At 37.1% G+C, this 21,449-nt stretch carries 21 protein-coding genes; 5 read left to right on the top strand and 16 right to left on the bottom strand.

Annotated features, from left to right (window positions below):
• Positions 1 to 14: 14 nt before the first annotated feature.
• Positions 15 to 443, bottom strand: coding sequence for a hypothetical protein (locus ACK4M9_RS13095; protein WP_409851234.1), 429 nt, complete (start codon positions 441 to 443; stop codon positions 15 to 17).
• Positions 444 to 563: 120 nt separating this feature from the next.
• Between ACK4M9_RS13095 and ACK4M9_RS13090 the strand changes: the two genes are divergently transcribed.
• Entirely contained in the window at positions 564 to 1,082 is a 519-nt protein-coding gene (locus ACK4M9_RS13090; RefSeq protein ID WP_409851232.1) for a TlpA family protein disulfide reductase, read from the top strand.
• Between the two features lie 2 nt (positions 1,083 to 1,084).
• Complete coding sequence (locus ACK4M9_RS13085; RefSeq protein ID WP_409851229.1) at positions 1,085 to 1,771, top strand: cytochrome c biogenesis CcdA family protein; 687 nt, start codon at positions 1,085 to 1,087, stop codon at positions 1,769 to 1,771.
• Between the two features lie 225 nt (positions 1,772 to 1,996).
• On the opposite strand, the gene ACK4M9_RS13080 is transcribed toward ACK4M9_RS13085, so the two are convergent.
• Positions 1,997 to 2,899 (bottom strand): phosphatase PAP2 family protein, encoded by a 903-nt coding sequence (locus ACK4M9_RS13080; protein ID WP_409851227.1) that lies wholly within the window; start codon positions 2,897 to 2,899, stop codon positions 1,997 to 1,999.
• 348 nt (positions 2,900 to 3,247) lie between these two features.
• Here ACK4M9_RS13080 and ACK4M9_RS13075 point away from each other — a divergent pair, with 348 nt between their 5' ends.
• Positions 3,248 to 3,703 carry a PCYCGC motif-containing (lipo)protein gene (locus tag ACK4M9_RS13075; RefSeq protein WP_409851224.1) on the top strand — a complete coding sequence of 152 codons (456 nt, stop codon included), beginning with the start codon at positions 3,248 to 3,250 and terminating at the stop codon, positions 3,701 to 3,703.
• Positions 3,704 to 3,923: 220 nt separating this feature from the next.
• On the opposite strand, the gene ACK4M9_RS13070 is transcribed toward ACK4M9_RS13075, so the two are convergent.
• The 11 genes from ACK4M9_RS13070 to ACK4M9_RS13020 all read right to left on the bottom strand — a co-directional run bounded on the left by ACK4M9_RS13070 (position 3,924) and on the right by ACK4M9_RS13020 (position 16,825).
• On the bottom strand, positions 3,924 to 5,006 hold the full coding sequence (locus ACK4M9_RS13070) for an EAL domain-containing protein (RefSeq protein ID WP_409851221.1): 1,083 nt from the start codon (positions 5,004 to 5,006) through the stop codon (positions 3,924 to 3,926).
• Between the two features lie 224 nt (positions 5,007 to 5,230).
• Positions 5,231 to 6,250, bottom strand: a complete 1,020-nt coding sequence (gene meaB / locus ACK4M9_RS13065; protein ID WP_409851218.1) for a methylmalonyl Co-A mutase-associated GTPase MeaB — start codon at positions 6,248 to 6,250, stop codon at positions 5,231 to 5,233.
• A 63-nt stretch (positions 6,251 to 6,313) separates the two neighbouring features.
• The gene (gene scpA, locus ACK4M9_RS13060) at positions 6,314 to 8,458 is read right to left on the bottom strand and encodes a methylmalonyl-CoA mutase (RefSeq protein WP_409851216.1); all 2,145 of its coding nucleotides are present in this window, start codon (positions 8,456 to 8,458) and stop codon (positions 6,314 to 6,316) included.
• Positions 8,451 to 10,532, bottom strand: coding sequence for a methylmalonyl-CoA mutase family protein (locus ACK4M9_RS13055; protein ID WP_409851214.1), 2,082 nt, complete (start codon positions 10,530 to 10,532; stop codon positions 8,451 to 8,453). The genes scpA and ACK4M9_RS13055 overlap by 8 nt, the downstream gene beginning before the upstream one ends.
• Before the next feature lie 15 nt (positions 10,533 to 10,547).
• Entirely contained in the window at positions 10,548 to 12,104 is a 1,557-nt protein-coding gene (locus ACK4M9_RS13050; protein WP_409851211.1) for an acyl-CoA carboxylase subunit beta, read from the bottom strand.
• 67 nt (positions 12,105 to 12,171) lie between these two features.
• On the bottom strand, positions 12,172 to 12,666 hold the full coding sequence (gene accB, locus ACK4M9_RS13045; RefSeq protein WP_409851208.1) for an acetyl-CoA carboxylase biotin carboxyl carrier protein: 495 nt from the start codon (positions 12,664 to 12,666) through the stop codon (positions 12,172 to 12,174).
• Between the two features lie 22 nt (positions 12,667 to 12,688).
• Positions 12,689 to 13,300 (bottom strand): TetR/AcrR family transcriptional regulator, encoded by a 612-nt coding sequence (locus tag ACK4M9_RS13040; protein WP_409851206.1) that lies wholly within the window; start codon positions 13,298 to 13,300, stop codon positions 12,689 to 12,691.
• Positions 13,301 to 13,331: 31 nt separating this feature from the next.
• Entirely contained in the window at positions 13,332 to 14,675 is a 1,344-nt protein-coding gene (accC, locus tag ACK4M9_RS13035) for an acetyl-CoA carboxylase biotin carboxylase subunit (protein WP_409851202.1), read from the bottom strand.
• A gap of 261 nt (positions 14,676 to 14,936) precedes the next feature.
• Positions 14,937 to 15,356 carry an arsenate reductase (thioredoxin) gene (gene arsC / locus ACK4M9_RS13030; protein WP_409851199.1) on the bottom strand — a complete coding sequence of 140 codons (420 nt, stop codon included), beginning with the start codon at positions 15,354 to 15,356 and terminating at the stop codon, positions 14,937 to 14,939.
• A 48-nt stretch (positions 15,357 to 15,404) separates the two neighbouring features.
• Positions 15,405 to 16,469, bottom strand: a complete 1,065-nt coding sequence (arsB, locus tag ACK4M9_RS13025; protein ID WP_409851196.1) for an ACR3 family arsenite efflux transporter — start codon at positions 16,467 to 16,469, stop codon at positions 15,405 to 15,407.
• 17 nt (positions 16,470 to 16,486) lie between these two features.
• On the bottom strand, positions 16,487 to 16,825 hold the full coding sequence (locus tag ACK4M9_RS13020; protein ID WP_409851193.1) for an ArsR/SmtB family transcription factor: 339 nt from the start codon (positions 16,823 to 16,825) through the stop codon (positions 16,487 to 16,489).
• A gap of 185 nt (positions 16,826 to 17,010) precedes the next feature.
• On the opposite strand from ACK4M9_RS13020, the gene arsD reads away from it, so the two are divergent.
• A complete protein-coding gene (gene arsD, locus ACK4M9_RS13015) occupies positions 17,011 to 17,373 on the top strand; it encodes an arsenite efflux transporter metallochaperone ArsD (protein WP_409851190.1) in 363 nt (120 codons plus the stop codon).
• An 80-nt stretch (positions 17,374 to 17,453) separates the two neighbouring features.
• A complete protein-coding gene (gene arsA, locus ACK4M9_RS13010; RefSeq protein ID WP_409851460.1) occupies positions 17,454 to 19,223 on the top strand; it encodes an arsenical pump-driving ATPase in 1,770 nt (589 codons plus the stop codon).
• A gap of 64 nt (positions 19,224 to 19,287) precedes the next feature.
• Here arsA and ACK4M9_RS13005 read toward each other — a convergent pair whose 3' ends face one another.
• From ACK4M9_RS13005 to ACK4M9_RS12995, 3 genes are all read right to left on the bottom strand, one after another.
• Positions 19,288 to 19,584, bottom strand: coding sequence for an IDEAL domain-containing protein (locus tag ACK4M9_RS13005; protein ID WP_409851188.1), 297 nt, complete (start codon positions 19,582 to 19,584; stop codon positions 19,288 to 19,290).
• 455 nt (positions 19,585 to 20,039) lie between these two features.
• Positions 20,040 to 20,657, bottom strand: a complete 618-nt coding sequence (locus ACK4M9_RS13000; RefSeq protein ID WP_409851186.1) for a pyroglutamyl-peptidase I — start codon at positions 20,655 to 20,657, stop codon at positions 20,040 to 20,042.
• 22 nt (positions 20,658 to 20,679) lie between these two features.
• On the bottom strand, positions 20,680 to 21,399 hold the full coding sequence (locus ACK4M9_RS12995; protein WP_409851184.1) for a FadR/GntR family transcriptional regulator: 720 nt from the start codon (positions 21,397 to 21,399) through the stop codon (positions 20,680 to 20,682).
• Positions 21,400 to 21,449 lie beyond the last annotated feature (50 nt).

The following is a 21,449-nucleotide window of genomic DNA, read 5'->3' as shown; positions in this document are numbered from 1 at the left end:
AATCTCCCCTTTCATTATTGTTGATCAGCGTGATAGCCTTTCATCCACTCCACTTGTTTCGGCCCTTCAGCAATAATCGCGAATTCACTAAATTCAATTGTTTCTCCTTCAACTGTAACTGTTACGTTCGCATACCATTCACCAGCCATTGCCAAAGGCAGTTCAAGTTCGTATAATCCAATATCAACTCTTTTCATAGTTCCTTCAATAGGATGATTCATCATTTTCATATTTAAATATAAATATACTTTTTCAGCGTCTATAGCATCCCCCTTATTATTAACTAGTTTGACCGAATAAGTATTGAAGGATTCTGTAGACAATACTTGTCCTTCATTTAAAAATTTGACTTCTACATTTTTGGAATTTGAACTCGAGCTAGCACACCCAATTACTAACATAGCGATAATGAAAAATGTCATAAATAAGTTAAACTTTTTCACCAATGTATCCCCCTCGTTTTAGTATGATTGATTATGTATAATGATTATGCTATCGTTGTTAAGTCTTAACGGCAATAATATTTTATCATTTTAACCTACAGAGGTATAGGAGGTATGTATATGGTTAACAAAATATCTATCATTCTAATTTTATTCATTATTGGTGGCATTGGTTATACCCTCTATGGTTTTTTTGCTGTAAATGAAAATCCTGATATTATAACAGTTGAACGCTTTAATGATGAGGAGCCAATTTTACTAGATCAATACATTGGTAAAAAGAAGACAATTCTACAATTTGTAGCCGTACCTTGTGAATGCTGTAGTTTTTCAATGCCTTTTATTCAGCAGTTTGCTAGAGAACAAGATGAATACGAAGTGATTACGATCATTTTTTATGGAAAACGAAAAGAAATCCAAGATAAGTTTGAAAATGAGTACAAAGCGACCCATTTGTACGGCCTAGATTTAGACCGCAGTATTGCAAATCACTATGGAGCAAGCGTTTCTCCAACGTATGTTTTCTTTGATGAAGAAGGAAACAATTTAGGATCATACCCCTTCATTATTTTAGACGCAGAAGAACTTTTAAAGCGTTACGAAGATGCTTTCAATAAGTTCCACACTCGAGGAGAGTAACGATGGATTATATTCTCGCTTTTACTGCAGGGATTTTGTCGTTTACGTCAGCGTGTATTTTACCTTTAATTCCAAGTTATTTAGCGGTAATAACCGGACTTTCCATCACTGAGCTAAATGATAATCGCCATCATCGGACACGAATTCTTGTTCGAATTAGCATGTTTATTATTGGTTTAATTATTCCGTTAATTTTATTAGGAATGACCGCCTCAACGATTGGTTCCGTTGCAATTAGTTATTCACAAAATTTCTCAAGACTATTTGGATTTATCGTTATTTTGTTCGGACTCCATTTATTAGGGTTGTTAAAGGTGCAATTTTTAAATAAAGAACTTCGTTTAGACTTCTTATTTAAGAAGAAGAACAGCCTTTGGAGCGTTGCCTTAATGGGGTTAGCTTTTGGCTTTGGGTGGACACCATGTATCGGACCAATGCTTAGCTCGATCTTACTAATGGCAGCGGAATCAGATACAATGTGGAGAGGTGGTAGACTACTTTTCATCTACGGTTTAGGGTTAGGCCTACCATTTTTATTAATAGGTATTTTGAGTACGCTAGGTTTTCAATTCCTAAATTCTTTAAAAAAACATATGCGCATCATCTCGATCATCAGTGGTATTCTCTTAATTATCCTTGGTTTATTACTAATTACCGGCAATATGGCCTACATTACACCTACGTTCTAATATGAAAAGCAAAAACATCCTTATCGGAAGTCGCTGGTCTTCCCTTTCTCTTCGCTGTAAAATTCTAACGAATTTTGAGGCTCGTTCAAGGAAAGCCAGCGACATATTCTACAAAGCTGCATTAATGTCCTTATGTGTTATGTGAATTGGGTGATAATAGTATATTTAGTTAATACTCAAAAACAAGCAGCATCGCTTTGCCGATGCTGCTTGTTTGTCTACGTCTTATGAGCTCTTAAAAATTGGAAAATGTTTTTTATTATTTTTCTCGTATATTCTTAGACTAACAAACACCATTGGTGCAAAAAGTAAGCCCCATACACCAATGAAACCGTAACGAATGAAATCGAAAATGTTTTGCTCAGGAAAAACTCCCTTCAAGCCTACTTGGATAGCAAACATACCTACAATCCCAATCGTAAATGCAGCTACTTTTCTAATAAGGCTACTGCTAATTTTCATGTTCACTAATTTTCCTTCGAGTAAATAACCAATTCCTGCCCCTAATAAAATTCCCGAAAACTTAAAGCCTTCTTCTTCTGGGAATAAAAGTAATAAAATGATGGGTGTAAGAATGACTAAAATCCAGTGAATGCCACTGCCTAAGCTCGATAAATATCTATCGACAAAGAATGAAGCGATAATAATTGCTAAACCGATACTAATGCCAGCAATAATATCGGTGGGCCAATGTAGACCTGAATATAATCTTGAAATAGATATAAGTAAAATTAGGACAGCTGCACTACTAAAAATTAGAGGAGATCGACTTTTTATGGCAAGATAACCCCAGAGTGTCGTAGAACCTTGCGCATGACCGCTTGGAAAAGAGTCGAATGGATAATGACTACCTACTTTAGCAGATTCTACAAACAAATTATTCACTCCATCTGCACCTATTGGTCTTTCAACGGCAAATAAAATTTTCAAATATGAATTAACATACATCGATAAAATAAAAATATAAAATAGTCGAAATCCAGTTGTTTTAGAAAAACACCAATAAACAAGTGGCAAAATTAAGAAATAAAATTCTTCATCTCCTAAAAAGGTCAGTACTCGTGCGAATTCAGTTAAAATTGGATGTTGTAGTTGTGTAAACCATTGTAAAATTTCTAGCTGACTCATTAAACCCCCCCTAAAAATAGATATTTAATCAATTGAGTGAATTTCATCATTACCTTAATCGAGCTATATGAATTAAAAGTTGTTGCGCATGGTTTCTATGCACCTACATTTAGAACTTAATAGCGAAATTAATGAATTATGAAATTCATTAATTATATATTCATTATTTATAGCTTAAATCCTTTATTCACGTCATTAATCGACTTTAATTACATACTTTCACAAACTATCACACTTTTTTAAGCAGATTTGATGATATCGTGAATTGTGAGATAAAATACATTTTCAATGCCACTTTCATTGTATAATAAAAAATATAAAATATTGATAGAAGAGAGGATGGACTTGATGGATAAAATATTCAAATACAAACCTTTAATTTTAGCAACTTTTCTCCTTCTAGTTTTGGTAGGCTGTAACAGTGCTACAGAAGATGCTAATCCATATAATTTTCCTGATTATGTCTTGAATGCCACATATCCTGGAGCAATGGCGGCTTACGAGTATGCTGTTGATGCTGAGGATGGGATATTAGAACATATTCCGTGCTATTGCAACTGTTATGTTGACCCTTTTAATCACATGGACGTTAAAGATTGCTTTATCTCTAATACCGAAAGTACTGACGAGCTCATCGTTTATGATCCGCATGGCGCTGGCTGAGGCATTTGTATCGAAATTGCACTGGATGTGCAAAAACTACACGAACAAGGTTTATCGCTAGTAGAAATTAGAAATTATATTGACGAAGAATATTCAAAATACGCTGAACCAACACCAACTCCTCATCCTGCTAACCATTAAAAAGTAAGAGGCTGTCCCATAAGTGTCAGAGCACCTCGAAGTCATACTATAGATAGAAGTGTATGCTTGTACAAAATCTATTTATAGTAGGCGAGGTAACTGATACTTTGCTTTTGGATCAGCCTCTTTTGAATGAAAACCAAAAGTCGCTGTCTTCCTTTTCTCTTCGCTGTAAAATTCTAACGATTTAAGAGGCTGGTTCAAGGAAATCCAGCGACATTTAGTTAATACTCATCCAACTTTTTAATCTCTGTAGCTCTAAGTCTATAATTGGTTGTTGCCGTGGTGGTGAAAAATAATAGCCTTGAGCTAATGGAATTCCAATTGTTTTACAGTATTGTGCTTCCTCTAGTCGTTCAATTCCTTCAGCAAGGAGGGTTATATTATAATCATTCGCAATTTCAACAATGCTTTTAATCTTTTCTTGTTTGTCGTTACTATGGTCACAATGATCAATTAGTGAGCGATCAATCTTCGCGAAATTAGGTTGTAACTCCTTTAGCACCTCAACTGTCGCATACCCTGCCCCTAAATCATCTAAAGCTACTCTCATCCCGTGCTTTTTATATACAGCAAAGATATTTTTCAGGTGAGCAATATCACTAATTTGTTCTGTTTCGACAACTTCAAAAATTAAGTCATTAGGATCTACGTCGTGTTTTTCTACGGCAGCAAAGGTGCTCCTTAGACAATGATGCGGGTCATAGATTGATGACGGTAAGAAGTTTATAAATCTTTTCATACCCTTTGGTAGTAATTCGGAACTTGTCTTTATTGAAGATATTCTAGCCCTTCCATCAAGCAATGATTGCAAACCAGCCCTCTTAGAATATGAAAATAATTCTCCTGGATTGAAAGCAATAGAGTTCTTGTTCGGACGCAACAAAAATTCATAACCATAAATTGTTAAATCTTCTAAAGATACGACAGGTTGAAGAAAACTTGTGAAATCCTGTTCATTAATAATCTTAAAATACTCTTGATTACTCATTCGCTCTAGCAATTGGTCAAGTGGAATAAGCATAGTCACATTATCTTCTTTAAATGAAAAAGATTGAATTTGACAAAGCAACTTACTTTGTGTGTCGTGATTTAAACTTTTAGCTATTTCTTGCAAAATGGATAGCAGGTCCTCTACTGTTGAGTACTTAAACCGTACTTGAATTTCATTTCCATCATAGCTTTTCTTTAGATAAGCTAACCTAGCTTTAAAGGCATGTATAATTGGCTCAATAGATTGCACCACTATTATACCCTTATCAAAAATTTGATTAGCTTTTGAACAATTTGAACAATTCCCCATAACTCCAACTCCAACCTTATCCTAGTAGTTATTGATTAAACAAATCAGCGCTACCGTTTCTGTTATTTAATTCGTCATTATAAACCAATGATATCTATATATTAATATGTTGTCTATTAAAAAATGAGACGATACTATAAGTGTCTGCTTATAACTACTACTAACATAGATATACTAAGTATCCATATTAACTGGTTTTAATGGCAGACACTTTCAGGCGCGCCTCACTTCATACTAATATTAAATTCATTTAATAATTTTTGGGCAGCTATAGTGACTGTGATCATCCCTTTTTCGATATCTTGTTTATATTCCGGCAAGCTTTGACGGATTTTCGGGTGTTCGTAGAAATTCGTCAATAGTTGTGATTGAACAGTATCATGGAGCCAAAGAAATAATTGTTCCTTTCTTCTTTCATGAAAAAGATTACTGTTTTTCGTATGTTCAACATATTTCCCTACTACATTCCACATCTCATCGATTCCTTCTCCATTTAAGGCTGAACAAGTATACGCCTTTGTTTGCCAGCCTTTAGTTGCAGGTTGTAGGAAATGTAGAATTTGATTAAATTCTTCTTTTGTCGCTAATGCTTTTAGCTTATTATTACCATCAGCTTTATTTATGAAAATCACATCTGCAATTTCTAAAATTCCTTTTTTCATTCCTTGAAGCTCATCACCAGCACCTGTTAGCATTAAAACAAGGAATAGGTCGACCATCGATCGAACGGTTGTTTCACTTTGGCCGACACCGACTGTTTCAACGATAATGACATCATAGCCAGCTGCTTCGCAAACAAGCATAGTTTCCCTACTTTTTCTCGCTACTCCACCAAGGGTTCCGCCTGCAGGAGTCGGGCGAACGAAAGCATTTTTATGTCTACCTAACTTCTCCATCCTCGTTTTATCACCAAGAATACTACCTTTAGAAATTTGGCTACTGGGATCAACAGCAAGAACGGCTACTTTATGTCCTAATTCACATAAATAAGTACCGAAAGCTTCAATTAACGTACTTTTACCTACTCCAGGAACACCTGTAATGCCAATCCGTATCGAATTACCCGTGTACGGTAATAACTCCCCAATTACTTTTTGTGCTAAATGAAAGTGCTTTTGGGCATTACTTTCCACAAGAGTAATGGTTTGCGCTAAAACGGCTCTGTTGTTCTCTAAAACGCCTTTAACATAGTCTTCAACATCTAACTGCCTTTTTCGTCGAGGAGCATTCTTTTCTTTCGCCATATTCTTCTCCCCTTAGAACTGTATTTAAGTTTCCTTTAAAGCTACGATCCAACATTTTTATCTCTACATTAATTGTTCGCTTATTTTTTCTAACACCTCTAGAGCTGCAATTGGAATGACTGTTCCGGGACCGAAAATAGCAGCTGCCCCTTGATCATATAAGAATGGATAGTCTTGGGAAGGGATTACGCCACCGATGATCACAAGGATATCCTCACGGCCAAGTCTTTTTAGCTCGCTTACGATTTCAGGAAGGAGTGTTTTATGCCCAGCTGCAAGTGAACTCATCCCAATCACATGAACATCATTCTCGACAGCCTGAATGGCTGCTTCTTCAGGAGTTTGAAAAAGTGGACCAATATCAACATCAAATCCTAAATCAGCAAAAGCGGTTGCGATTACTTTTGCGCCGCGATCGTGACCATCTTGACCAAGTTTCGTAACCATAATCCGTGGCCGTCTACCTTCGCTTTCTGCAAATTCGTCTGCTTTTTTTCTAACTAAATTTATTTGTTCTTCTTCAGCAAATTCAGCCATATATACCCCACTAATCGAACGAATGACTGCCTTATGTCTTCCAACAACTTTTTCATAGGCGTCAGAGATTTCTCCAAGACTTGCTCTGGCTCGAGCCGCTTCAATGGCAAGAGCTAATAAGTTTCCTTCTCCTGATTCAGCCGCTGTCGTAATCGCTTGAAGTGTTTTAGTAACCCTCTTTTCATCACGGTTGTTTCTAAGTTCCTCAAGTCTTTTTATTTGTGCTTCTCTAACAGCAGTATTATCAATATCTAGTATTTCGATTGGATCTTCTTTCTCTAGCCGATATTTATTCACACCAATAATTGTTTCTTTTTTCGAATCGATATGAGCTTGCCTTCTGGCTGCCGCTTCTTCTATGCGCATTTTTGGTAGCCCTGTTTCAATCGCCAAAGCCATTCCACCAAGTTTTTCTACTTCTTGAATATGTCCCCATGCCTTTTCTGCTAATTCTTTTGTAAGTGTTTCTACGTAATATGAGCCACCCCAAGGGTCTAAAACATTACAAATTCCTGTCTCATCTTGTAAAAACAACTGCGTATTTCGAGCGATACGCGCCGAAAAGTCCGTCGGTAACGCTATTGCTTCATCTAGGGCATTGGTGTGTAACGATTGGGTGTGGCCTAAACTTGCAGCAAGTGCTTCAAGGCATGTTCTAGCCACATTATTATATGGGTCTTGCTCGGTTAAACTCCATCCTGAAGTTTGGGAATGGGTTCTTAACGCTAGTGATTTCTCATTTTTGGGATTAAATTGCTTCATTAGTTTTGCCCATAATAGTCTAGCCGCTCGCATTTTGGCAACTTCCATAAAATAATTCATACCTATGGCCCAAAAGAAAGATAATCTTGGTGCAAACGCATCTACATCAAGTCCTGCCTCAATTCCTGTACGCACATACTCAAGACCATCTGCCAATGTGTAGCCTAGTTCAATATCAGCGGTTGCCCCAGCTTCTTGCATATGATACCCAGAAATACTGATACTATTAAACTTAGGCATATGCTTTGATGTATATTCAAAAATGTCTGCAATTACTTTCATTGATGGCTTCGGAGGATAAATATACGTATTTCTTACCATATATTCTTTTAAAATATCATTTTGAATTGTTCCAGTAAGTTGGTCCTGGCTTACGCCCTGTTCTTCAGCGGCAACAATATAGAAAGCCATTATTGGTAAGACCGCACCATTCATTGTCATGGAAACGCTCATTTGCTCTAATGGTATACCGTCAAATAATATTTTCATATCTAAGATAGAATCAACGGCAACACCTGCTTTGCCGACATCGCCGACAACACGGGGATGATCAGAGTCATAGCCTCGATGTGTTGCTAAATCAAAGGCAATCGAAAGTCCTTTTTGTCCGGCAGCTAAATTGCGACGGTAAAAGGCATTGCTATCCTCTGCTGTCGAAAAACCGGCATATTGTCTAATTGTCCAAGGTCTTGACTTATACATAGCTGGATAAGGTCCACGTAAAAATGGCGGAATGCCTGAGACATAATCTAAATGTTCCATTCCTTCGATATCTTCATTTGAATAAAAAGGCTTCACAAAAATTTGCTCAAGGGTACGGTATGGTTGTTGTTCTGAAATAGTAGATTTTAATTTCTCTGTCTTCCATTCTTTCTTAAAATCTATCTTTGTAAAATCAGGATTATTCATCCCATTTCCCCCCTTCACCTTGTAGCTCATTTAGCAGTTGATAGCAATTGGTCCCGATGTGGATAAATCCATCTAAACCCGCTTCAATTAATTGCTTTTGAAGTTCTGCTTCTTGCTTTCCCGCAACAAATAAGCGAATGTCAGGTCGATCCCGCTTAACATTCGTGACAATTTCAAAGCTAAGTTCATGATATCTTTCATTTTTCCCACAAATGACAGCTATTGTTGCTCCTGAATGAATCGTTGCTTTAATTGCCTCTTCACTAGTCTCAAAGCCATTACTTTTAATGACTTGATAACCCCCAGTTTCAAAAAAGCTGGCAATAAAGTCAGAACGCTGTTTGTGGTGTGAGAGCGGACCAATACTTGTCAAAAAGACTTTCATTGGTTTCCCAGTTAGTTTTTTCTGATCATTTCTTTGACGTAACTTTTCAAACGCCTCGGTTGCCCGATATGTTTCTAGTTTTTCAACAGAAATCTCCTGACCGTTTCCTAATGAAGCAATGATCTCAGCTACGGTGGCACCTTCTGCAAAAGCAGAAACCATATCATTCATCATGTTCTGAGTGCTAATCGAAGTGACAACAGCCTGCTTTTGTTTCAAGCTTTGCATCCTCTGCTCAATCACATTCTTCAATGCATCATTAGGAGATTCTTTAAATGTTTCACGATTATTCGGATACATTGTCGCTCCAACAAAGCTCAATTTCCGTTTTTCGATATCCTCTTTTTTTTGCTTTGATACTTGTTTAACTAACTGTTGAGGAACACCTTTGATGATAGCTTCATAAATACCGCCTATTTCTTCAACTTCTTGAAATAATGTCCAGCTTTTCGTAGCAATTTCATTCGTCAAATGTTCAACATACCAAGAGCCACCAGCTGGATCAGCTGTAATTGTGATAAGAGCTTCCTCTTGGATAATCAATTGTATATTTCTAGCTGCCCTTCTCGAAAGATCACTAGGTAGCATATATGCTTCGTCAAAAGGACTAACATGTAAACTATCAATACCGCTAACTGCTGCTGTAAAAGCTTCTACTGTACCTCTTAACATATTAACATGTGGATCGTAGACTGTTTTCGTCCACTTGGATGTTCTAGCATGAATGGTAAGTTTTTGAGTTTCTGCTTTTCCACCAAAAGCCTCGATAATGTTCGACCATAACATTCTTGCACTTCGAACCTTTGCAAGCTCCATAAAAAGATTTGAACCTATAGAAATAGAAAAACTAATAGATGAACCGATTTGGTCAATCGTAAGTCCACGATTTTGTAACTCGCGAATATAATAAACACCTGTCGCTAGCATAAAGGCAAGTTCCTGAACTCCACTTGCTCCACTATTATGATATGGACTGCCATCGATAAAAATCGTTTTCAAATCGAGGCCTTCTTCTTCTTTCCACCTAATTATCTCTGCCATTTGGTCTAGATAACTATTGATACCACTTCGTAAAGTCCCTGCATTCAATAGCATTGCTAGTGGATCAATGCCAATACACCCTCGCAATCTAGTTATAGGAAACTTCTTCTTCTTGAAATAGGAAACTATTAATGCAAGTATTGCAACATTCGTTCCGCACTGCATCATGAAGGGATAATGATCTAGCTCGATATCTTTAAAGATTGTTTCAATATCTTCTAAAGTGTAAATAGAAGTCCCTAAGGTACAAACGTTACCGTTAGTGCCTACCTTTATATCTTCGTTTAAGACTAGATTTATCGCATTAACACCTTTTTGCAAATCATTTTTTAGCCACTCGTTTACCGTTTCAGGTAGAGGATGATTTATTTCTTGGGCGACTAACCAACTTTTTTGATTGGCTAATGGCTCTGTTCCTCTAACATATGGAAATTCACCGGGTAAAGAATGTACAAACGAGAGATTTGCGATATCCCGCTTTTGATACATCGGCTGTAGGGTAATATCTTCGTACGTTTTTGTTGTAAGGGTTGCGAAAGGAACTCCTTTTAAAGATTTTTCTACAGCTATTTTCCATTGCTCGTAAGAAGGGATAGGAAAGTCACAAATGTCTGAAAAAAAGTTTTCGTTACGTTCTTTCGGGCACATATAAGTCACCTACCTTTATAGTGGGATATTGCCATGTTTTTTCTTTGGTAACTGCTTCTTCTTGTTCCTTAACATTTCTAGAGAATTTATAAGGCATTTTCTTGTATCACGCGGGTCAATGACATCGTCAATCATTCCATTAGATGCCGCAACATATGGATTTGCAAATTTGTCCCGGTATTCTTGTATTTTCGCTTGCCTTGTAGCTTCTGGATTCGCACTTTCAGCAATTTCCTTTGCAAAAATGATATTTGCTGCTCCTTCGGGTCCCATTACGGCAACTTCCGCGTTTGGCCAAGCAAATACCAGATCGGCACCAATTGCTTTACTGTTTAACGCTACATATGCTCCACCAAACGCTTTCCTAATAATAACCGTAATTTTCGGTACAGTCGCTTCTGAATAGGCATACAAGATTTTAGCTCCATGGCGAATAATTCCTCCATGTTCTTGATTAATTCCAGGAATAAAACCGCTTACATCTTCAAACGTAATTAACGGAATGTTGAAGCAATCGCAAAACCGAATAAACCTAGAACACTTGTCTGAAGAATTAATATCAAGTCCGCCTGCCATAAATTTCGGTTGGTTGGCAACAATCCCTACTGTTTCACCACTTATTCTCGCAAAGCCAATGACGATGTTCTTCGCAAAGGCTGGCTGAACTTCCATGAAATCTTCATCATCGATAATCGCCATAATGACTTTTCTAACATCATAAACTTTTGTTCCATCTATAGGTACGATATCAATTAGTTCATCAACGCGTTCATCTCGATGCTTTTGGGTTTTTGGTAGTTTGACTGGTGCTCTTACTTCGTTATTTCGTGGTAAGAAACTAATAAGTCTTCTTACTTCGTCTAGCACTTCTTCTTCTGTTGGTGCCGTAAAATGAGCATTTCCACTCACAGTTAAATGAACTTTTGCTCCACCCAAGTCTTCTGTTTCAATGTCCGCCCCCGTAACACTTTTAATCACCTTAGGACCAGTAATAAACATTTGACTCGTTTTTTCTACCATGAAAACAAAGTCTGTAATTGCTGGAGAATAAACAGCCCCACCAGCACAAGGGCCCATAATAACTGAGATTTGTGGAATAACTCCTGAAAAAATTGAGTTCCGATAAAAGATGTGACCATAACCATCTAGTGAGAGAACGCCTTCTTGGATTCTCGCACCACCTGAATCATTTAAACCGATTATCGGGGCACCATTCTCAGCTGCTAAGTCCATAATTTTTGCGATTTTCGCTGCATGCATTTCTCCAAGAGCCCCACCAAACACTGTGAAATCTTGTGAGAAAATAAAAATGATCCTGCCGTCGACTTTACCATAGCCAGTTACAACTCCTTCACCTGGGGCATCGGAATTTCCTGAGCTTAGAGCTAGGCCTCTATTTTCAATAAAGGGATTCAGTTCAACGAATGTTCCTTCATCAACAAGAAGTTCGATTCTTTCCCGTGCTGTTTTTTTCCCCCGGTTGTGTTGCGCCTCAATTCTCGCGTCGCCACCACCATTCTTAACTTTCCAACGTCGTTCTTCCATTTCTTCAATTTTATCAAACATATCCATTATCTTCGTCAACCTCCTTTAAATATGTTGAGTTTTGAGATGATACGTTGCTAGGAAGCTTCCAATCTTAAACTCTTACAAGGAACAATGGTTGACCGTACTCAACTAATTGACCATTTTCTACTAATATTTCGACTATTTCACCGTTTACTTCTGCTTCAAGCTCATTCATTAATTTCATTGCTTCTACGATACAGACGATCGTGTCACTTTTTACTTGATCACCTTTTTTTACATACTCAGGTGCATCAGGTGATGGCGCAGCATAAAACGTACCAACCATAGGTGAAGTAATTTTATGCAAGTTTTCATCGACTGCGACGACTGATGGTCCAGGCTCCTCTGTTTTAACTTCTTGAGGTGCTGGGGGCGTTGGTACTGATGGTGCACTTTGTACTACTGGTGCTGGTGCTGCAGCTTCTACTGTTTCATTTACAACTACAGTTGCCCCCTTTTTTCGAATAACGACTTTTTGATTGTTTTCGCCTCTTACGATTAACTCATCAATATTTGAGCGGTCAACAGCACGGATTAATTCTCTTAAATCATTAATTTTAAACATCTTATTTCCTCCTATGGTTTGTTTATTTTAATAAATGCTGATATGTTTGTTTTGCATCATTCGTTAAAATTGAGTGAAGGACAAAGTCGGCATAAATACTAGCGATTTCAGAAATGGAGTACTTACCATCTGTTTTATACCATTTATAAGTCCAGTTGATCATTCCAAAAATTGCCATCGAAGTGATAGGTACAGGGAGTTCTTTTCGAAATTCACCTCTAGATATCCCTTCTTGAACTACTTTAAACATCATTTCCTTATAATGATCCCGTTTTTGCTTTATTTCATCAACGTACTCAGGAGCTAAATATAAACTTTCTTGGTAAAAAACCGTAACGTGAGGGCGATACATATCAAACATCATGACAAATGATTTGATGATTTCATTAAGACGTTCAGTCGGTGTTTGCCACTTTTCATAAGCTTCAGTCGCTTTATCAAGAACATACGTTATAAAGTAATCGTGGACATTGTATAAGAGTTCATCCTTAGATTTAAAGTAATGATAAAAAGTTCCTTTACTCGTGCCACTTATCTTTACGATCTTATCAACTGTTACTGCATGATAACCATTTTGTTCAAAAAGCTGGAGCGCAACTTCTGTTATCTTCTCTTTCGTAGGTTTCTCTGTCACAACAACGCCTCCATTCTTTTCGCTGCTTTCCTTAAATAATTTTGTTATTCTCTAAAAATTTCGTATTAAAGTTTCCATTTATAAAATCTTCATGTTCTAATAACGCTATATGGAATGGGATTGTCGTTTCAACTCCAGAGATTAAAAATTCATTTAATGCCCGTTTCATTCTAGCAATTGCTTCTTCACGCGTTTTGCCATGGACGATTAATTTTGCGATCATTGAATCATAAAATGGCGGAATTGCATAACCATGATATGCTGCACTATCAATTCTAACACCTAGTCCACCTGGCGGATGATATGCTTCAATTTTACCTGGAGATGGCATAAAATTTTTGGCTGGATTTTCAGCATTAATCCGACATTCAATAGACCAGCCATTGATGACAATTTCTTCTTGAGTGATAGAAAGTGGATAGCCGGCAGCGACCATTATTTGTTCTTTGATTAAATCAACACCAGTTACCATTTCTGTAACAGGGTGTTCTACTTGAATTCGCGTATTCATCTCCATAAAATAAAAATTCCGATGTTTGTCTAGTAAGAATTCAACTGTACCAGCACCCGTGTAATTGACGGCTCTTGCAGCCTTTAAAGCTGCATCCCCCATCTTTTGACGGAGATCTTCATCTAAAGCAGGAGAAGGCGCTTCTTCAATCAACTTTTGATGACGTCTTTGTATTGAGCAATCACGTTCACCTAAATGAATCACATTTCCTTGGGTATCACCTAACACTTGTATTTCAATGTGACGCGGTTCTTCTACGTATTTTTCTAAATAGACGCCTGCATTTCCAAACGCAGTTTCTGCTTCTTGTTGCGCCATTGATACAGCTTTTTGTAATTCAGCTTCTGTTTGAGCTACCCGCATTCCTTTGCCGCCACCACCGGCAGTCGCTTTTATAATGACAGGAAAGCCTATTTCGTGTGCTGTAATAAGTGCTTTTTCTACATTATCGATAATGCCATCTGTTCCAGGAACAATCGGAACGCCCGCTGCCTTCATTGTTTCTCTTGCAACAGCTTTCGCCCCCATTTTTTGAATGGCTTCTGGAGATGGGCCAATAAAGGTTATATTCGATGCTCCGCATAGCTCAGCAAATTCAGCATTTTCTGCTAAAAATCCATAACCTGGATGAATAGCATCGACTCCAGTAATTGTTGCTACACTTAGTAAATTGACTTGCTTTAAGTAGCTTTCTTTTGAAAGGTGCGGCCCAATACAATAGGCTTCATCCGCTAATTGGACGTGTAATGCTTCTTTGTCTGCTTGAGAATAAACGGCAACTGTCGAAATTCCTAATTCCTGACAAGCTCTAATAATTCTTACAGCTATTTCGCCCCGATTGGCGATCAAGACTTTTTTAAACATCCTTTCACCTCTTCTCATAAACTGGATTACATTTAAAGGGTAAGAGCCTCACATTTTCTAGCTGAACAAGCCGACCGACTAGTCAGTCTATTACCTATCTGAATTTTACGAAAATAACGAATTGTTGTCAATAGCTTCCAAAAAATAGATAAAAAAAAGAAGCTTTCCAAAGTGTATCAGTCACCTCTGCTATAGATCGTGTACAAAAGATACACTCCTATTTATGAGGTGAGCGGCAACTTTAGAAAAGCCTCTTTTCAGTTACTTCCCTGTTTCCTTAAAAGTCTTAATTCGGTCTGCAATTTCATCACGAACTCGTTGGAAAAATGCCCATTTTTCTTCATCTGTTCCTTCTGCTTTCGCAGGATCGTCAAAGCCCCAATGAACTCTATCTTTATTTGGAGGTGTAGCTGGACAAACATCATTTGCGTGACCGCAAAGAGTGACAACTAAATCAGCCTTTGCTAGTATTTCTGGATCAATTGTATCAGAAGTTTGCTTTCTAATATCAACGCCAACCTCATCCATTGCTTTAACTGCATTTGGGTTTACGCCATGTGCTTCAATTCCTGCAGAATAAACGTCCCACTCGTCTCCTAAATAATGATGCCCAAAGCCTTCAGCTATTTGGCTGCGACAAGAGTTTCCTGTACATAAGAAATAAATTGTTTTTTTAGACATATGAAGTAAAATCTCCTTTTGTTTAAATATTTTTTATCAATATCGACATTACTTTGCAAGTTTTGTTTCAGGAAACCAATGTCGGGTATTGTTAGCAATTTTGACTAAATACAGCATTAATGGTACTTCTACAAGAACGCCTACAACTGTTACTAATGTCGCTCCAGAATTTAATCCAAATAAAGCAATTGCTACTGCAACGGCTAATTCAAAGAAATTGCTTGTACCGATCATCGCAGCTGGAGCTGCAACACTGTGACTAAGACGCCATTTTTTTGCCCAATAATAAGCAATAACAAAAATGAATAACGTTTGAATAATCAGCGGAATCGCAATCAAACCGATGTGGAATGGATTATTTAAAATAACTTCCCCTTGGAACGAAAAGATGATGATCAAAGTAAGTAACAGGCCAACCATTGTAAACTTACCAGCCCGCTTTAAATAGACTTGTTCAAACCACTCTTTGCCTTTATTTTTAATTAGGATGATACGAGAAAAATAGCCGGCTGCTAAAGGAACAACAATGAATAAGACGACTGATAAAATAACGGTCTCATATGGGACAACTACGTCATTGATCCGCAGTAAAAACATTACAATTGGCCCATAGGCAAAAATTAAGATTAAATCATTTACTGATACTTGAATAAGTGTATAGCTTGCGTCTCCTCTAGTTAAGTAACTCCAGACAAAGACCATCGCTGTACAAGGTGCAGCACCTAATAAAACCGCACCAGCAATATATTCGGTGGCAAGACCACTATCAATAAACGGTGAAAAAATCACTTTAAAAAATAACCAAGCAAAGAAGAACATTGTAAAAGGTTTTATGATCCAGTTAACAACAAGTGTAATCACTAACCCTTTTGGTTTTTTCCCCGCATTAACAATACTTGTGAAATCAATCTGCGCCATCATCGGGTAGATCATCAACCATATTAGTATGGCAACTGGAATTGATACTTGAGCATATTCAAATTGGCTTAACGTTTCTGGGACTACAGGTAACCACTGACCAATGGCCAAACCTACTAAAATACAAAGTGCAACCCATACTGTTAAGTACCGTTCGAAAAAGCCAATTCCTTGCTTTTCCTTTTTTTCACTCATTACTCTCACTCTCCTTATTAATCACAACTAATTTTTTTCCCTAGTTTCTCTAATTGAACAATTTTTTCTTGTTGAGGTGGCAAATGTTTAATTAATGAGAGGATTGCCTCGTAATATTGAGATTCCTTATTTAACGAATAAAAAATCCATTGTCCTTTACGTGCTTCCGTTACAACACCTGCATCTTTTAATTTACGAACATGTTGACTAATCGAAGGTTGACTCATATTGAAAAGTTCAACAAACTCACAAACACAGCAGTCACTCTCTTTTAGTAAAAGGACCATTGTTAACCTTGTTTGATCTCCTAACAACTTAAGCAACGTTGCCATTTTATCAATTTTAATTTTTTCCATATGAAAACCTCCCTCGTTCTTTTATTATATAAGCATATACTTATATGTCAATGGATATTATGTTAAACTAGGGTAAAGGGTTTTTCTTTACTATAAAAGTTAACTTAATTCAAAAGTAGCTAATAATATAAACAAAACCGAAGTTAACTGAACAAACCTATTATAAAATTTAAGGAGAGATGAAATTGAGTAGAAAAATTGAAATTTTTGATCCAGCTTTGTGCTGCCCAACAGGTATTTGTGGTACAGATGTAGACCCAGAATTAACGAGAATTGCAAGGGATGTAGCAACACTACAAAATAAAGGTTATGACATTGTAAGACATAATTTAGCTCAAAACGCTGAACCATATGTATTAAATCGAGAAATGGGCATGTTGTTGGAAGCCGAAGGTGTAGATGCTCTTCCAGCTACTGCTGTTGATGGCAAAATTCTAAAGACACATAACTATCCAACAAAAACAGAATTAGCTTCATGGCTTAATATTGATGTAAGTGAGCTAGAAGCAAAAAAACCTAAATTATCAATTGATTTAAAAACGAATTAGTTTTAAGTAAAGGAACTGTTAGTAACTTACCCGATACATTTAACAATTACCCTTTGAATACTCCGAAAAGGTGGTTAGATATCATGGAAGTATTTCACCCTTCAAAATTAACGAATACGAGGCATCTCTTCTTTACAGGTAAAGGTGGCGTTGGCAAAACATCAATTGCCTGTGCTACTGCTGTTGCCTTAGCTGATGCCGGAAAAAAGGTTTTAATCGTTAGTACTGATCCCGCTTCAAATCTTGAAGATGTTTTTGGGGTTCAGCTCGCCAATCAACCAACAGCGATTAGTGCCGTTCCTAATCTATCTGCTTCTAACCTGGATCCAGAGCAAGCAGCGAGAGATTATCGCGAGAAAGTCATTGGTCCATATCGTGGCAAGCTTCCAAAAGCGGCGATTGATAATATGGAAGAACAGTTATCAGGTGCATGCACTGTAGAAATTGCCGCATTTGATGAATTTACAAATTTGCTTTCTAACAAAGAGTTAACAGCAGCTTTTGACCATATTATTTTTGACACTGCTCCTACAGGCCACACTTTAAGACTATTGCAATTACCAAGCGCTTGGTCCGCGTTTTTAGAGGAAAATACGACAGGGGCATCTTGCCTTGGTCCACTTTCAGGACTTGGAGCGAAAAAAGAACTTTACAGTCTCACTGTAGGCGCACTGGCTAATAGTGAGGAAACATCGTTAATCCTTGTCTCAAGGCCTGACTATTCATCTTTACTTGAAGCTGAGCGGGCTTCAGTCGAGTTAAGTGAGTTACAAATTAATAATCAAACACTTATCATCAATGGTCTATTCAAACCATTTTCTAAAAATGATTTAGTAGCCAATCAATTAGAAGCAAGACAACAAGAAGCATTAACAAAAATGTCTACCTACCTGAAATCTATTCAGAAGTTTGAACTTCCTCTTGTTCCTTTTAACTTGACAGGTATAGAGGCGTTAAGAACGTTCTTTATCGTTAAGCTCAAACATTCAATAACGTTAGCTGATCATTTAAGTGCGAAAAAAATCTCAGGGCTTGAAACGATGGTAACAGATTTGGCTAAAAAAAATAATGGTGTGGTCATGACTATGGGTAAGGGTGGCGTAGGAAAAACAACGATTGCAGCCGCTATCGCTGTAGGTCTTGCCGAACAAGGCCACAAAGTTCATTTAACAACGACAGACCCTGCTGCTCATTTAGACGTTGTTTTAAATAATGAGAGTTATGAAGACCGAATAACTGTTAGTCGCATTGATCCGAAAAAAGAAGTGGCGATTTACAAAGAAGAAGTTTTAAACAAAGTAAGAACAAGTCTTGATGAGGATAGTTTCGCATTTCTAAAAGAGGAGCTTAACTCGCCTTGCACAGAGGAAATTGCAGTATTTCGGGCTTTTGCCAATATTGTCGATAAAGCTGAAGATGCCTTTGTTGTTATTGATACCGCACCTACTGGTCACACTGTGTTGCTTTTAGATGCGGCAGAATCCTATCACTTGGAAGTAACAAAACGTTCAAATGGCGATATTCCTGACTCAGTCAGAAAATTATTACCAAGACTCCGTAACAAAGATCTAACAAATGTTGTATTAGTTACATTGCCAGAAGCTACTCCAGTATTTGAAGCTAGCCGTCTCCAAGAAGATTTAAGACGTGCTGAAATTGAACCACAGTGGTGGGTAATAAATCAAAGCTTCCAAAAAACAGAGACAGCTGATCCTATTCTTCAAGGTCGAGCGAATTCTGAAGAACAGTGGATAAAAAAAGTGGATGAGCTAGCACCCCAGTGTGTAGTCATACCTTGGCAGGCAAATGAAATAACTGGGATTAATGGATTAAGAAAGCTATTACTATAACCAAAATATAAACCAAAAACTTCCACCTAATTCTGTTGGTGGAAGTTTTTTATCGTACCATAAGTTATTCATCAATTTCCATCGTATACTCAAAGCCTTGGGCAGATACGTGGATACCGTCTTTATACTTGTGTAATATTTCATTGTACTGTTGGGCTAATGTTGTAAAAAGGTTTTTATCGCCAGTTTTTAACGCAGTATCAATTTCGGTTTGGAGTTTAGCCTTTTGAAATTGAAAAATCGATAACTCTAGAACAATTTGTGCAAATAAAGAGTCAATTATTTCTAGAGAAGGCTCTCTATGGTTATTCATTAACGTTAATTTCCTAAGCATCTTTTTGTTGATTGCGAACTTTTCCATATTAAAACCCCCTTTTATTAATTATACTAAGTTTTCAGTTTATTTACAACTTTCAGATTTTAACATCGGTTTATTTTATAATACCCTAATAGCAGAAACTTCAAACACTTAGAAGAATTATCTATGAATTTTCCCTGTAAAAATCATACTTCTTTTGCTTCGCTGTTAATGTTCCTTTATCTAAGGCTTGTTCAAAATTCAACTAAAACTTTTCCTTGATAAAAAGCATTAGCGCTATTACCTCAATGAAACATCGCTGGATTTCCTTTCACTTCGCTGTAAAACTCTATCGATTTTTAGAGGCTCGCTCAAGGAAATCCAGCGGCATTTTTTATTAGGCCACTTTTAATTTTTTATAAAATAGGGTTAGTTATGCTCAAAAACGTTTTTCAACAAAAATGAGGCTGGGACATAACAAAGTGTCAGACACTTTGTTATGTCCCAGCCTCTTATAGCTATATTTTCAGCGATTTGATAATTGTTTTTAACGCTTTATATTGAGTTTCATAAGACATACTTGGAATTTGTGGCCTTTCAACAGTCATCTCAGGTATTGCCGGAAAATGAATAAACCCAGCTAATGCCTGATGATGGTTTATTCGAAAATAATTCAAAACGCCATAAAGGGTATTGTTACAAATATACGTTCCTGCCGTATTCGATATTTGAGCTGGTATCCCCTCTGCTAACAAATCATTTACAATCTTTCTAAGCGGTAGCGTTGAAAACAACCCATCAGGACCATCTGTAATTATTCTTTCATCCACTGGCTTATCTCCTTGATTATCTCCTTTAAGTCCCTCACCCGCAGTATCTTTCACATTAATCCCGATTCGTTCAACAGTTACACTCGATCTGCCAAAAGCAAGTCCGCAACAGATCACAGCATCAGGATTAACTTCGTTGATCTTTGTTAACAGCGTTTCTACACACTGATCATAAACAACCGGTAATGTTGAGGCATAAATCTCAAAACCATCAACCCCCTCTTCTTGAAGGTTTTCAACTAGCATAGAAGTAGGGTTTACTTTCATACCACCAAATGGCTCAAAACCTGTTACTAGAATTTTCATTTCAACTCTCCTTAGAATATAGTTACACTTTATGGTCATTTAAAAACTCAATTAGACCTTTTTCCACCCCGACTAAATGTTCCATCATTAGTTCTTGGGCTAATTTTTCATTATTTTCGGCAATCGCACAGTAGATAGCTTCGTGTTCCTCAATGAGTTCCAGTGCTGTTTTTTTATTCGAAAACAACCATAGTTTCCGTGAATCATACATTGTTGCTCTAATTGTACTAGAAATACTGTTTAACATGTCGACAATATAATTATTATTGGATGCTTTGGCAATTGCCATATGAAATTTCCAATCTGCTTCTTCGCCTACCTCTTTATCGTCGATTCCTTGTTTCATTTCTTCTAGAAGATTCTTTAACTGTAGTAAATCTTCTTCAGTTCGTTTTGTAGCGGCTACCCTGACTGCACCAAGTTCTAAAATCCGTCTTATTTCAAAAATTTTTCTAATTTGATCAATATTAACTAACCCCTGTAAGTTTAAAGAAGGGAGTGTAAATTCATCAGCTTTTGTTACGAATGTACCTAACCCCTGTTTTATCTCAATAAGGCCAACAGCCTTTAATGCACTAAGTGCCTCTCTAACAGCTGCTTTTCCTACTGAAAATTGAGTTGCCAAGTTAGGGACTGAATCGAGTTGCTGTCCATGTTGTAATTCTCCTGATTGAATCATTTGTCGAAGCTTTTCAGCAATTTCTTCGGATAGTTTCTTTTTTTCTATTTTAATAAATTTCAATGCATAGTCCCCCATGGTATTGTCCAAAAACATTATAGTTTCTTTTTATT

Source organism: Anaerobacillus sp. (assembly GCF_046314235.1).
Classification (GTDB): Bacteria; Bacillota; Bacilli; order Bacillales; family Anaerobacillaceae; genus Anaerobacillus.
Note: the sequence above shows the minus strand (reverse complement) of the source record. Positions and strands in the feature narration are given on the sequence as shown.

Coding starts and splice junctions, on each gene's coding strand:
- ACK4M9_RS13090 (WP_409851232.1), top strand. CDS start 564: ATGGTTAACAAAATATCTATCATTCTAATTTTATTCATTATTGGTGGC.
- ACK4M9_RS13085 (WP_409851229.1), top strand. CDS start 1,085: ATGGATTATATTCTCGCTTTTACTGCAGGGATTTTGTCGTTTACGTCA.
- ACK4M9_RS13080 (WP_409851227.1), bottom strand. CDS start 2,899: ATGAGTCAGCTAGAAATTTTACAATGGTTTACACAACTACAACATCCA.
- ACK4M9_RS13070 (WP_409851221.1), bottom strand. CDS start 5,006: ATGGGGAATTGTTCAAATTGTTCAAAAGCTAATCAAATTTTTGATAAG.
- meaB (WP_409851218.1), bottom strand. CDS start 6,250: ATGGCGAAAGAAAAGAATGCTCCTCGACGAAAAAGGCAGTTAGATGTT.
- scpA (WP_409851216.1), bottom strand. CDS start 8,458: ATGAATAATCCTGATTTTACAAAGATAGATTTTAAGAAAGAATGGAAG.
- ACK4M9_RS13055 (WP_409851214.1), bottom strand. CDS start 10,532: ATGTGCCCGAAAGAACGTAACGAAAACTTTTTTTCAGACATTTGTGAC.
- ACK4M9_RS13050 (WP_409851211.1), bottom strand. CDS start 12,104: ATGGATATGTTTGATAAAATTGAAGAAATGGAAGAACGACGTTGGAAA.
- accB (WP_409851208.1), bottom strand. CDS start 12,666: ATGTTTAAAATTAATGATTTAAGAGAATTAATCCGTGCTGTTGACCGC.
- accC (WP_409851202.1), bottom strand. CDS start 14,675: ATGTTTAAAAAAGTCTTGATCGCCAATCGGGGCGAAATAGCTGTAAGA.
- arsC (WP_409851199.1), bottom strand. CDS start 15,356: ATGTCTAAAAAAACAATTTATTTCTTATGTACAGGAAACTCTTGTCGC.
- arsB (WP_409851196.1), bottom strand. CDS start 16,469: ATGAGTGAAAAAAAGGAAAAGCAAGGAATTGGCTTTTTCGAACGGTAC.
- ACK4M9_RS13020 (WP_409851193.1), bottom strand. CDS start 16,825: ATGGAAAAAATTAAAATTGATAAAATGGCAACGTTGCTTAAGTTGTTA.
- ACK4M9_RS13005 (WP_409851188.1), bottom strand. CDS start 19,584: ATGGAAAAGTTCGCAATCAACAAAAAGATGCTTAGGAAATTAACGTTA.
- ACK4M9_RS13000 (WP_409851186.1), bottom strand. CDS start 20,657: ATGAAAATTCTAGTAACAGGTTTTGAGCCATTTGGTGGTATGAAAGTA.